At 71.5% G+C, this 11,580-nt stretch carries 14 protein-coding genes; 10 read left to right on the top strand and 4 right to left on the bottom strand.

Annotation, left to right across the window (positions count from 1 at the left end; all coding sequences use genetic code 11):
• The first annotated feature begins 99 nt into the window (after nt 1–99).
• Nucleotides 100–432, top strand: coding sequence for a DUF485 domain-containing protein (locus tag MMF94_RS33895; protein ID WP_241041532.1), 333 nt, complete (start codon nt 100–102; stop codon nt 430–432).
• Entirely contained in the window at nt 429–2,066 is a 1,638-nt protein-coding gene (locus tag MMF94_RS33890; protein ID WP_241041531.1) for a solute symporter family protein, read from the top strand. Before MMF94_RS33895 ends, MMF94_RS33890 begins: the two co-directional genes overlap by 4 nt.
• Before the next feature lie 63 nt (nt 2,067–2,129).
• Here the strand turns inward: MMF94_RS33890 and MMF94_RS33885 are convergent, their stop codons facing one another.
• A complete protein-coding gene (locus MMF94_RS33885) occupies nt 2,130–2,498 on the bottom strand; it encodes a hypothetical protein (RefSeq protein WP_241041530.1) in 369 nt (122 codons plus the stop codon).
• Between the two features lie 96 nt (nt 2,499–2,594).
• Between MMF94_RS33885 and MMF94_RS33880 the strand changes: the two genes are divergently transcribed.
• Nucleotides 2,595–2,924 carry a rhodanese-like domain-containing protein gene (locus tag MMF94_RS33880; RefSeq protein WP_241041529.1) on the top strand — a complete coding sequence of 110 codons (330 nt, stop codon included), beginning with the start codon at nt 2,595–2,597 and terminating at the stop codon, nt 2,922–2,924.
• A 417-nt stretch (nt 2,925–3,341) separates the two neighbouring features.
• Nucleotides 3,342–4,052: a DUF4328 domain-containing protein gene (locus tag MMF94_RS33875; protein ID WP_241041528.1), complete on the top strand. Its 711-nt coding sequence runs from the start codon at nt 3,342–3,344 to the stop codon at nt 4,050–4,052.
• Here the strand turns inward: MMF94_RS33875 and MMF94_RS33870 are convergent.
• Entirely contained in the window at nt 4,015–5,187 is a 1,173-nt protein-coding gene (locus MMF94_RS33870) for a cytochrome P450 (protein ID WP_379660347.1), read from the bottom strand. The two genes, MMF94_RS33875 and MMF94_RS33870, sit on opposite strands and share 38 nt — an antisense overlap.
• Before the next feature lie 147 nt (nt 5,188–5,334).
• Here MMF94_RS33870 and MMF94_RS33865 point away from each other — a divergent pair, with 147 nt between their 5' ends.
• Nucleotides 5,335–6,306: a DUF5926 family protein gene (locus MMF94_RS33865; RefSeq protein ID WP_241041527.1), complete on the top strand. Its 972-nt coding sequence runs from the start codon at nt 5,335–5,337 to the stop codon at nt 6,304–6,306.
• A 24-nt stretch (nt 6,307–6,330) separates the two neighbouring features.
• On the opposite strand, the gene MMF94_RS33860 is transcribed toward MMF94_RS33865, so the two are convergent.
• Complete coding sequence (locus MMF94_RS33860; protein ID WP_379660340.1) at nt 6,331–7,152, bottom strand: CPBP family intramembrane glutamic endopeptidase; 822 nt, start codon at nt 7,150–7,152, stop codon at nt 6,331–6,333.
• Nucleotides 7,153–7,188: 36 nt separating this feature from the next.
• Here MMF94_RS33860 and MMF94_RS33855 point away from each other — a divergent pair, with 36 nt between their 5' ends.
• Both MMF94_RS33855 and MMF94_RS33850 read left to right on the top strand, forming a co-directional pair.
• Nucleotides 7,189–7,656, top strand: coding sequence for a hypothetical protein (locus MMF94_RS33855; RefSeq protein WP_241041526.1), 468 nt, complete (start codon nt 7,189–7,191; stop codon nt 7,654–7,656).
• A 22-nt stretch (nt 7,657–7,678) separates the two neighbouring features.
• The gene (locus MMF94_RS33850; protein ID WP_241041525.1) at nt 7,679–7,996 is read left to right on the top strand and encodes a DUF3817 domain-containing protein; all 318 of its coding nucleotides are present in this window, start codon (nt 7,679–7,681) and stop codon (nt 7,994–7,996) included.
• Here the strand turns inward: MMF94_RS33850 and MMF94_RS33845 are convergent.
• Nucleotides 7,989–8,792, bottom strand: a complete 804-nt coding sequence (locus tag MMF94_RS33845) for a DUF2470 domain-containing protein (RefSeq protein WP_241041524.1) — start codon at nt 8,790–8,792, stop codon at nt 7,989–7,991. The two genes, MMF94_RS33850 and MMF94_RS33845, sit on opposite strands and share 8 nt — an antisense overlap.
• Nucleotides 8,793–8,911: 119 nt before the next feature.
• On the opposite strand from MMF94_RS33845, the gene MMF94_RS33840 reads away from it, so the two are divergent.
• Genes MMF94_RS33840 through MMF94_RS33830 form a run of 3 tightly spaced genes read left to right on the top strand, consistent with a single transcriptional unit; the run spans nt 8,912 to nt 11,430 of the window.
• Nucleotides 8,912–9,787 (top strand): hypothetical protein, encoded by an 876-nt coding sequence (locus MMF94_RS33840; RefSeq protein WP_241041523.1) that lies wholly within the window; start codon nt 8,912–8,914, stop codon nt 9,785–9,787.
• A gap of 54 nt (nt 9,788–9,841) precedes the next feature.
• A complete protein-coding gene (pheA, locus tag MMF94_RS33835; protein ID WP_241041522.1) occupies nt 9,842–10,786 on the top strand; it encodes a prephenate dehydratase in 945 nt (314 codons plus the stop codon).
• Nucleotides 10,783–11,430 carry a histidine phosphatase family protein gene (locus MMF94_RS33830; protein WP_241041521.1) on the top strand — a complete coding sequence of 216 codons (648 nt, stop codon included), beginning with the start codon at nt 10,783–10,785 and terminating at the stop codon, nt 11,428–11,430. Before pheA ends, MMF94_RS33830 begins: the two co-directional genes overlap by 4 nt.
• Nucleotides 11,431–11,580 lie beyond the last annotated feature (150 nt).

The raw sequence follows: 11,580 nt of genomic DNA, 5'->3' as shown, positions 1-11,580 counted from the left end.
CCGACGGGAGAGTGTGACTGATCTATCGTTCGCTGCGTTGTGGAACCGGGTGGCGTGACGGTACGCGGTGCGCAACCGGAAACGAGCGGGGAGGACGCCGTGAGCACGACAGGCGAGCGATCTACAAACACCATATACGAACAGGTGCAGGCAAGTCCCGAGTTCGCCGACCTACGTTCAAGACTACGGCGATTCGTGTTCCCGATGAGCGTGTTGTTCCTGGCGTGGTACCTGCTCTACGTGGTGCTGGCCTCGTACGCGCCGGGATTCATGGCGATCAAGGTGTTCGGCAACATCAACATCGGGCTGATCATCGGCCTGCTGCAGTTCGTCAGCACCTTCGTTATCACCACCATCTACGTTCGGTACGCCAACAAGCACCTCGACCCGGCGGCCGAGAAGCTCCGTCAGCAGATCGAGGGTGCTGAATGACCGTCCTCGCCCAGGCGCCTACGCCGCCCGCTGCGACCGCCGTCGGTGACGTCGGCCTGAACATCGGGATCTTCCTGGCGTTCGTGGCCGTGACGCTCGTGTTCGTCTACCGGGCGAGCCGCACCAACCGGACCGCGTCCGACTACTACGCCGCAGGCCGTGCTTTCACGGGTCCGCAGAACGGCGTGGCGATCGCGGGTGACTACCTCTCCGCCGCCTCCTTCCTCGGGATCGCCGGTGCCATCGCGCTGAACGGGTACGACGGCTTCCTCTACTCCATCGGCTTCCTGGTGGCGTGGCTCGTCGCACTGCTGCTCGTGGCCGAGCTGCTCCGCAACACCGGCAAGTTCACGATGGGCGACGTCCTCGCGTTCCGGATGCGCCAGCGTCCCGTGCGAGCGGCGGCGGCGACGTCCACGCTCGTCGTCTCGTTCTTCTACCTGCTCGCACAGATGGCGGGAGCCGGTGGCCTGATCGCGCTGTTGCTGCAGATCCCCACCAGCAACACGTTCGGCCAGGGCGCCGTGATCGCCGTCGTCGGCATTCTGATGATCATCTACGTGCTGGTCGGCGGCATGAAGGGCACCACGTACGTCCAGATCATCAAGGCGGTGCTGCTGATCATCGGCGCCGCGGTGATGACGGTGTGGGTGCTCGGGATCGCGGGCTTCAACCTGTCGTCGCTGCTCGGTGACGCGGCCGCGGCCAGCCCGAAGGGCGAGGCCGTGCTGGCGCCCGGCCTGCAGTACACCAACCCGATCGACTTCGTGTCGCTCGGCCTTGCGCTGGTGCTCGGCACCGCGGGCCTGCCGCACATCCTGATGCGGTTCTACACGGTGCCCACGGCCAAGGAGGCCCGTCGCTCCGTGGTGTGGGCGATCTGGCTGATCGGGCTGTTCTACCTGTTCACGCTGGTGCTGGGTTACGGCGCCGCGGCGCTGCTGCCCCCGGGCACCATCACGAGCGCCAACCAGAACAACGCGGCGCCGCTCCTGGCCTACCAGCTCGGCGGCGAGGTTCTGCTCGGCATCATCTCGGCCATCGCGTTCGCGACGATCCTGGCGGTGGTCGCCGGCCTGACGATCACCGCGTCGGCGTCGTTCGCACACGACGTGTACGCCAGCGTGATCAAGCGCGGTCAGGCCAGTCCGGACTCCGAGGTCCGGGTCGCCCGCATGACCGCGCTGGTGATCGGCGTCGTCGCCATCGCAGGCGGCATCGTCGCGAACGGGCAGAACATCGCCTTCCTGGTGGCCTTGGCGTTCGCGGTGGCGGCGTCGGCGAACCTGCCGACGATCCTGTACTCGCTGTTCTGGAAGAAGTTCAACACCACCGGTGCGCTGTTCAGCATCTACGGCGGTCTGGCGATCTGCATCATCCTGATCGTGTTCTCACCCGCCGTGTCCGGTAAGCCGGTCAACGCGGCCACCGGCCGGAGCGCGTCGATGCTCCAGGGCGTGGACTTCCACTGGTTCCCGCTGGACAACCCGGGTCTGGTCTCGATCCCGGCGTCGTTCCTCCTGGGCGTCATCGGCACCTACGTGGGTGGCCGGCGCGTGGAAGAGGGCAAGTTCGCGGAGATGGAGGTCCGGTCGCTCACCGGCGCCGGCTCCGAGAAGGCGATCTCGCACTAGCACTGGGCGTTCCTCCCAGCACTACCGGACGGGGCGGGCCTTCGGGCCCGCCCCGTCCGCGCGTCAGCAGATCGTGACGATCCTCAGCGAGCGCACCGCGGCGGTCCACCCGCTGTGCGGAACTGCCGTGCTCCACCAGTGGTAGCCCAACTCGTCGACGAACGCCTCCGCCTGCGGTTCATCGGGAAGCGCCTCGAACACGGCGGACGCCAGGTGATCAGCGTCGGTGGGGTGGGTGCCCGTGCCTGGATCGAGATCCAGGCGAAACCGTGCCCCGAGCTTATGGGCGTCCACCCGGTACCGGAGATAGAGCGCGAGGTCGGTGCCGACCCAGGTCTCCTCGATGATCAGCGGGGATGCCCCGGTGCCACGGCGGTGGACGCGACGCGCCACGGACACCGCCCATTGCCCGGTTACACCGGCGTATTCCACGAGATCCGACCGTAGTGGGTGCGCGCACCCGATCGGGCCATCCTCGTCCCGTTCGCCTGACCGGATCGTCACGCCGCGCGTGGCAGGATGAGGGTCATGACTGGTCCAGCCGTCCCGGCGGTCTCGGTGGCGGATCTCCCCGTCGACGCCGCGCTGCTCGACGTCCGGGAGAACGACGAATGGGCTGCCGGGCACGCGCCCGGCGCGCGGCACCTGCCGATGTCCGAGCTCACAGCCCGCCTGAACGAGTTGCCCGACGACGACCCGCTCTACGTCGTGTGCCGCTCGGGCGGGCGCTCCTCACGCGTGGTCGCCTACCTGGCGGGGCAGGGCTACCCCGTGGTCAACGTCGACGGCGGCATGCAGTCCTGGGCGGCGCAGGGTCGCACGATCGTCTCCGACAACGGCAATCCCGAGATCATCTAGTGTCGCGGAAACGAGGTTCCTTGCCCGGATCCGGCGTCCAGGCGGATGCCTCGCAAGGCGGAGGAGGCGCCGATACCGCTGTTGTATCGGCGCCGACGAGAACGCCGCGAGGCGCCGCCTGGGCTCCGGAGGCGGGTAAGACGACCTCGTTTCCGCGACACTAGCCCCGTGCCTCCGTCCGCGCCCCCACAGGCACTCGGGCCGCCGTGCCCACGGTGCGGCCGCCGGGCGCCTGCGGGGGACGGCCCGTTCTGTCCGTACTGCGGTCGTTATCTCGCCGCGTTGCGATGGGTGGCCGAGCCGCCGGCTCCCGCCGCGCCTGCTCCGCCCCCGCGTATCCCCACGCGCTACTCCGGGCCGCCGCGCTACCGGTCGTTGCCGCGCTGGGGATTCCCTCCGCGGAGGTGGGAACCGCCGGTGCCGGACACGCCGCCGCGGCCCGGTCCCCTGCAGCGCGCCCGCTCGGCGTTCGGCACCCTCGTGCCGCTGCTGTGGGCCACCGTCGCGGTGGCGCTGCTCGCGGCGGGCGCCGAGGTGTGGCGCTACATCCTGTTGCTGGCCAGCCGGAACGAGGCGCTCTCCGCGGACGCCGTGGCGGCCTCCGACGCGTTCGTCGGGTCCGCGGGCACCGTTGCGCCGATCCTCACCGTGGTGGCGGGCGCCTTGCTCATTCTCTGGTCGGTGCGGGCCTCGCAGGCGGCCGCCGAACGAGCCGGCGTGCGCCCGTCCCGTTCGACCAGGGCGATCGTGCTCGGCTGGCTCATTCCCGGGATCAATCTCTCGGTGCCGGGTTCGGTGCTCAGCGAGATCGAGCACAGCGCGCTGGAGCTGCCCGCCGACCTGCGCCCGCGCCCGTCGCGGCTCCTGCTGGCCTGGTGGGCCCTGTGGGTGGGCAGCGTCGTGCTCACCGCCGTGGTGCTGCTGTGGTCGCTGCGCAGCGGTGTTCAGGCCGACGCCGACGGGGTCGTGCTGCACGCCGTGCTCGACGTGCTGGCCGCGGTCACCGCCGCCGTCACGGCCCGGCTGGTCACCAGGCTGACGCGGTTGCTGGCGCCGGTCCGGCCCCGGCGCCGGGAGCTCGTGCTGAGCGTCAGGCCGCCAGCCGCAGCTCGCGCAGCCCGCGCATGACGAAGTCCGGGCGGCGCACCGGTTCGCTCGCGAGTTGCATACCGGGAAGCCGTGCCCGGAGCGCGTCGAGCGCGGCGATCACCTCCAACCTGGCCAGCGGGGCACCGAGGCAGTAGTGCACCCCGGCGCCGAAGCCCAGGTGCGGGTTGCGTCGCCTGCCCACGTCCAGCTCGTCGGGCCGGTCGAACGCCTGCGGATCACGCGCCGCCGCCCCCAGCAGGGCGGCGATCTTGGTGCCGGCCGGCACGGGGTGCCCGGCCACAGTCGTGTCGACCACTGCCGTGCGCTCGAACAGCTGCAGCGGCGGGTCGTAGCGGATCAGCTCCTCCACGGCCGTCGCATCGAGCCCCGGGTCCTCCAGCAGCCGCTGCCACTGGGCCGGGTGGCGCAGCAGCGCCAACACCCCGTTGCCGATCACGTTGACGGTTGCCTCGTGGCCCGCCATGAGCAGCAACGCCGCGGTGCCCACCAGCTCGTCCGCGTCGACGTCCGCCTCGACGAGATCGGTCACGAGGTCGTCGCCCGGATGCGTCCTGCGATGAGCCACGAGCCCGCGCAAGGCGTCGACGAAGTCGGCGGCGGCCTGCTCCGCGGCCATCCTGCGTTGCTGCCCCGGATCCGGCTCGTACATCGTGACGATCGCGTTCGACCAGCCCCGCAGCGCCCCGCGCTCCGGCTCCGGCACCCCGAGCAGCTCGGCGATCACCTGGACCGGGAGCGCGGCGGCCACACCCGACATGAGGTCCGCGCTGCCGTCGGCCGCGATGCGCTGCGCGAGCTCACCCACCAGCCGGTGCGCCAGCCCACGCACCCACGGCTCGAGCCGGGCCGTGTGGCCTCGGTTGAACGCCCCTGCCACGAGGGTGCGGAGCCGGTCGTGCGCCGGGCCTTCCCGCTCGAGCAGCGAGTTGCGGTGCAGCAGGTTGAAGGCCGGGAAATCGTCGGCAGGCTTGGCGTCGACCCAGATGCGGCCGAGGTTGCGGCTGCGCAGGAGCTCCGAGCACGCGGCGTGCGAGACGGCGACGGGCATGCCGAGCAGCGGATGGGCGTGCACGGGACTGAGCGCGCGCAGCGCCGCGAAGGCCGGGTACGGGTCGGCGAGGAAGTGCGGGTCGCCCGGATCGAACGGATGCAGCAGAACCTCCCAGTCGGCCCCGGCGGCCGGCGTCGGGCCGTCGCGCGAGAAGCTATCGCGTGGCCGATGACCGTCCACCCGTGGCAGCGTCGGCGACGGCACGGCGAACGGACAGCGTGGGGCGTATTCGCTAGCGTCAGGGGGACCATGGCCAAGAAGACACGTGCCCGTTCTCGCGAGGGCACCACGCAGCACAACACCGACGCGCCGGCCGGCGAGAACCCGCGCCGTCCCTGCCCCTGCGGCTCCGGGAAGCGCTACAAGGCATGTCACGGCGCAGGGGACGACGTGATCGTCCTGCGGCCGTTCGACGGCCTGGCTGCGGAGTGCGACCTGGTGGCGATGCGGGAGTTCCTGCCGTCGGCCACAGCGCCGCTGCCGCTGCGGGAGCCGTCAGACGTCACAGTGACGCTCACGACGGTTCTGCCGGGTGCGTCGGCCGCGCTGGTCCGTCCGGACGGCACGATCATGCTGGGCATGCAGGTGCAGACCCGCTCGGGCGACCTGTCGGCCGACCTCGGCAAGGCGCTGCGCTGGGCGCAGGCTGCCGAACCGGGCAGCGCGCTCCCGGTCGTCGGTCCCGGGCTCGGCGAAGGCGAGCTCGTCCGGCTCCAGGATCTGCTCGACCCCGAGGCCACCCTGGACCTCACGCTGCACACCGACTTCGGGTGGTGGGTCGTCCCGTCCGAGGACGGCACGGAGCCCGCAGCCGACGTGACGGCCGCGCTCGAGCGGGCCAACTCGGTCATCATGCCGACGGAGGCGGTGGTCGCCGACGGCGTGCGCTCCGCCTACTGGGTGGACACCGGGTCGAAGGCCCACCTGCGCTGGGTGCGTCCGGAACCCGAGGAGAAGCTGCTCGCGGCCATGGCCAGGTTGCACGCCCGCGGCGAGCTCGCACTCACCGAGGACGCGCGCTTCGCCGGCGTCTTCCGTGCCCACGGGATCCTCGTGCCGGTGTGGGACCTCGATCGGGAGCTGCACCCCAAGGAGTGGGCGGCACCCGCGGCCGCGTTCGCCGTGCGGCTCGACGAGGCGCTCGCCGACGAGACATCGCTGACCGACGCCGAGCGCCGGGCCCGCGATGCGCTGGCCGGCAAGCAGGTCACCCTGCGCTAGGTGTAATGCCCAGCTAGGCCGCCGTCACGGCAGCCAGCCCACTTTGCCGGCCAGAGCGGCGTAGCCGATGAAGGCGACCACGTCGATCAGGGTGTGCGCGCCGATCTGCATCCAGAGCCGATTGGTGCGCTGCCAGATCCGGCCGAACACCAGGCCCATGACGATGTTGCCGATGAAGCCGCCGAGCCCCTGGTAGAGGTGGTAGCTGCCGCGCAGCAGCGCCTGGGCCACGAGCGAGCGGTTCTCCGACCAGCCGAGCTGGCGCAGCCGCGTGATGAGGTAGCCGATCATGACCACCTCCTCGGCCCAGGCGTTCGCAGCGGCCGAGAGAATCAGCACGGGCAGCCGCCACCAGGTGTCTCCCAGCGTGGACGGCTCGACGGTGAGACTCACTCCGATCGCGCGCGCCACGAGGTACAGACCCAGGCCGGGCACGCCGATCAGTGCGGCCAGCCCGGCGGCACCGAGCGCGTCCCGTCCTGGTCGGCGGCGGTCCAGCCCGACGTCGCGGAGTGCGACGCCTGCCCGGATCAACAGGTAGGCGCCCAGCGCTCCCCAGCCCACGAGCTGCAGCACCCGCGTGAGCTGCAGCGCGAGGTCGACGAGCCCGGCCTGGGCCTGCGGCGCGTTCAGCGCCACCTCTTGCTGGTTGAGTGGCACCGGCTGCAGCACCGCGTCGATCAGGCTCAATGCACTGCGAAGCGCCGACAGCCCGAGCGTCACGGTGAGGACGACGAGCACCTCGGTGCCGACAAGGCGGCGCAGCCGCGGGTCGGTGATCGGCGCGGTCACCGGCGACGGCGGCGAGAGCCACCGCCCGGCTGCCGTCGAGCTGAGGCTGGACACGATGGCGGACGGTACCCGGCGAGTAAGCTGACCTGCGTGCGACAGCTGGCTCTCTCCCCCCGCTGGATGCTGTGGCACGTGCTCACCCTGGGCGCCATGGTCACGTGCGGGTTCCTGTCGGCCTGGCAATGGCATCGCGCCGGTTCGGCGATGGGCTCGGCGCTCAACGTCGGCTACGGGCTGCAGTGGCCGGTGTTCGCCCTTTTCTTCGGGGCCATGTGGTGGCGGATGCTCAGGATGGAGGCCACGAGGCTGCAGGAGGCCGCGGAAGGCCCTACCGCCCCCGCCGCTCCGGAGGAGCAGCGTGCCGTCGTGCCCGACGCCCCCGCGCTCCGCAGCCCCGAGCCCCGGCCCGTCATCCCCGACGGCCCCTCGCCGTTCACGCCGCGACCCGCGTCGGTGCCCCCGCCCGTGGTCACGGAGGACGACGAGCGGGACGACCGCGCGTTGGCCGAGTACAACCAGATGCTGGCTCAGCTGGCCGCCCGCGACGCGGGCGACTGACCCCCACTGACGAAGGACGTTCGTGTCGATCGAGACCGCTCTACGGAACTACCGGGTGGCCGCGTGGGTCACGGGCGTCGGACTGCTCGTGCTCGTGCTCATCGCGATGCCGCTCAAGTACTTCTTCGGTCAGCCGCAGCTCGTCGCGGTGGTCGGCATGATGCACGGCTTCTTCTACATGGCCTACATCGTCCTCACGCTGCTGCTGGCGGAGCGGTGCCGGTGGAAGCCGCTCGACGCGCTGCTCATCCTCGTGGCAGGCACCATCCCGTTCGCCTCGTTCGTTGCCGAGCACCGGGTCACCCAGCGCGTGCGGGTGGGCCGCTCGCCGGTCAGCTAGAGCCGGCGTCCGTGTCGCCGTGCAACGGGCAGCTGATCAGCAACCCCATCTGCACGCGAAGGTCGTCCACGGTCTTGGCCTCTTCCCGCCACGCCAGGCGCACGTCGTGGTCGGATCGGCGGCTGTTGTCCTCGGAGGTCTCCACCCGCAGCCGCAGGCCGCAGCGATCCACCCCGAGCGGACGGAGCCGCGAGCTGCGCAGGTCGCGCAACCAGGGCGGCAGGTGGCGGGCGAGCATCGCGAGCACCTCAGGATGCGCTTCTTCGAGGTGGACGAGCCAGTGCCGCTCGTAGCGACAGAACGGGTCGGGACGGGCCCCGGCCAGCTCGACAGGGGCAAGCGCGGCGCTCCCCTCGGCGTCGGACAGGACGGCGGAGCCGGGATTGAGCCGCACCAGAGTGGCGCCGTGGCCGAGGAGCAGGAGGTCGGGATGCGGGCGTGTGTCGGCGACCTGCAGCGCGATCCGGCGGGCCGAGTAGGGATCCGGCAGCCGGAGCCGTCCCGTGATCCAGAGCAGTGCGCGCACCGGCTCGCGGAGGTTGACCGGCGCGTGGTCGGCGAGTTCGAGCATCGCCGGGCTCTCCCCGCTGGGCGCCTCCCGGATCCGGTCGAGCACCGGGTCGTCGTCGCGCAGCAGCAGCACCGCGGATCCGTCGGCGCGCACGTGGTGCACGAGGGGTGCCGTCTCCGGTGCACCGGTGCCGACGAGGAAGGCCACGCCACCGCGGGCGACCACGCTGCGAGCGCGCTCGGCATCAGTGGGGGCCGGTGGGCGTCGCAGCCGGGTGGATACCAACGAAGTCACCTCCGAGTTAGGTGAGCCTAAGCTAGCGTTCGCGAGTTGTGGATGTCCAGCAGGCGCGAACCGGCAGCCGTTGTGAAGCCGTAAGAGGCGACCCGTTAGCGTCTGTGCCCGTGACGACGGCGGCTGGTGTTACCCCATGGGCCATCCCACCGCTCTTCGCCCAGCTCGTCGACGACACCAGTCTGCTGCAGCCACGGTCGGTTGCCCCCGGTGTCGACGAGGTGGTGTCGCGGTACCTGAGTGCCAGGGATGGTCGCTACGGAGGGCTCGTCGGGCAGCTGGTCTGCCCGGTCTCCCGACTTTCTGTGCTCGTTGCCGAGCTGGCGCGATCGGCCCCCTCCCGGCCCGTCGAGCTGTCACTGGTGGTGGACACCGGGCTCGGCGCGGTTCCGAAGGCGCTGTCCACGGTCTTCTCCCGGTCGAGCCTGCTCACCCCGCGCACCGTCGAGACGGCCGCGCCGCCCGACGTCGACGCGATCTGGCTCGAGCGGGTGGCCGAGTTCGTGCCCGAGGACGTCGTCGCGGTCGTCGAGCCGCGACGGCCGTCGGTGGCCGAGCCGGTGGGCACCGGGGCGTGGCTGACCGCCGTGCGCCGGGTGGCCACCCACGGCTGCGCGCCGAAACTGCGCTGCGGCGGACCGCGCGCCTCCGACATCCCGTCCGTCTCCGATATCGAGGAGTTCGTACGCGTCGTCGTCGAGACCGGGCGCGGGTTCACCGCTCTCGGAGTGCGGCACGTCGTCCGCAGCGAGACGACGCCCGCTGAGCACGGACTGCTCAACCTCGTTGCCGCCGTCGCCAGGGCGCTGACCGGTGGCGACGTCCGTGCGGCGCTGGAGAGCACCGACGGTGACGCGCTGGCGGGTGAGGTCGGCGGTCTGTCCGAGAAGTCCGTCTCCGCTGTGCGCGGGCTGTTGTGGCGCTGCGGGGCCGACCCGGAACCGGTGCCCGGAGTCCAGCTTGCCGGTCTCGGCCTGTTGGCCTGATCGGCACCGGGCGGACGTGATCCCACCCACGTAAGGACAGTAGGGTGGTCTCTCGTGCCCCGACTCGCGTTCCTCGGACCGCACGCCACCTTCACCGAACAGGCATTGCGGTCACTTCCTGAGTCCGTCGGCGCCGTGCTGGTGCCCTGCGCGGGAAGTCCGGCCGTGCTCGCAGCCGTTCGCGACGGCTCCGTCGACGCCGGCTGCGTCCCGATCGAGAACACCGTCGAAGGCGCGGTGCCCGCAGTGCTGGACGGCCTGGTCGCCGACCCGCCGCTGGTGATCGCCCGTGAGGCGCTGGTCGAGGTCCGGTTCGCGCTGATGGTGCGTTCGGGCACGAAGGCGGGCGACATCCGCACCGTCGCCTCCCACACCCATGGCATCGCTCAGACGCGCGGGTGGATCGCCGCGAACCTGCCCGACGCCGAGGTGCTCCTGTCCACCTCCACCGCCGAGGCTGCCGCGCAGGTGGCCCGCGGGGAGTTCGATGCGGCCGTGGCCGCCCCGATCGCGGCGGAGCAGCACGGGCTCGAGGTGCTCGCCGACGACATCGCCGACAACCCCGGTGCCGTCACCAGGTTCGCGCTGGTCGCGCCCCCCGGCCCACCGCCCGCGCCCACCGGTCACGACCGCACCACGCTGGCGGCCACCACCCAGAACCGGCCTGGTGCGCTGCTGGGCCTGCTCACCGAGCTGGCCGTGCGGGGCATCGACCTGACCAGGATCGAGTCGCGGCCGATCAAGCACCGGCACGCCGAGTACTGGTTCCACCTCGACTGTTCCGGGCACGTCGCCGAGCCGGCAATGGGCGAGGCGCTCGCCGCGCTGCACCGCCGGTGCGACCAGGTTCGCTTCCTCGGCTCCTACCCGCGGGCGGCCAACGGCAACTCCGCACCGGCCTCCACATCACCGCCCGGACCTGTGGGAGAGGCGGACCCCGCGGCCTTCGCCGCCGCCGAGAGCTGGCTCGCCGGTCTGCGCGCCGGGAACGTGGCGTGAACCCCGGCCCTCTACGCCTCGTGCTCGTCCGGCACGGGCAGACCGACGCCAACGTCCGCCGCGAGCTCGACTCCGTGCCTCCGGGTGCGCCGCTCAACGACCTCGGCCTGAGCCAGGCCCAGGCGGCGGGGGAACGGCTCGCGACGCATCCGGTCACCGCCGTGCACGCCTCGCGCGCCACCCGCGCCCAGCAGACCGCCGCCCCGATCGCGGCCGCGCACGGTCTCGACGTCGTGGTCCACGACGGGGTGCACGAGATCTTCATCGGCGACCTCGAGGGCCGGTCGGACCGGGAGGCCCGTGAGCAGTTCGACGTGGTCTACGGCGCGTGGTGGAAGGGCGACCTGGACGCGCGCCTGCCCGGCGGCGAGTCGGCCCATGATCTGCGGGACCGGTACCTGCCGGTCGTCGAGCGGATCACCGACGGCGCCCACGGTGACGTCGTGCTCGTGAGCCATGGCGCGGCGATCCGGCTGGCGGCCGCCGCGCTGCTCGGCGACACGGCGGAGACGTTGTACGTCCCGAACACCGGCCTCGTGGTGCTGGTCCCTGACCCCGCGATGCCCGGGGGCTGGGCGCTGGACCACTGGGACAGCGCTCCGCCCGTGCCGGGCGACGTCACCGCGGGCGGCGCGCCCCGCTGACGCTCTTCGCACTCCCTCGCTGCGCTCGGTCGGCGCTTCGCGAAGGCGCTGTGACACTGATTCGCTCGCAAGCTCGCTCTTCGCACTCCCTGGCTGTGTTCGGTCGGCGTTTCGCGAAGGCGCTGTGACACTGATTCGCTCGCAAGCTCG

The organism is Pseudonocardia alaniniphila, from assembly GCF_022524485.1.
Lineage (GTDB): Bacteria > Actinomycetota > Actinomycetes > Mycobacteriales > Pseudonocardiaceae > Pseudonocardia > Pseudonocardia alaniniphila.
The sequence above is the reverse complement of the archived record's forward strand: the minus strand, read 5'-3'. Positions and strand labels throughout refer to the sequence as shown.

Excerpts from the sequence above, each read along its gene's own strand:
- MMF94_RS33890 (WP_241041531.1), top strand. The coding sequence starts at position 429 with ATGACCGTCCTCGCCCAGGCGCCTACGCCGCCCGCTGCGACCGCCGTC.
- MMF94_RS33880 (WP_241041529.1), top strand. The coding sequence starts at position 2,595 with ATGACTGGTCCAGCCGTCCCGGCGGTCTCGGTGGCGGATCTCCCCGTC.
- MMF94_RS33865 (WP_241041527.1), top strand. The coding sequence starts at position 5,335 with ATGGCCAAGAAGACACGTGCCCGTTCTCGCGAGGGCACCACGCAGCAC.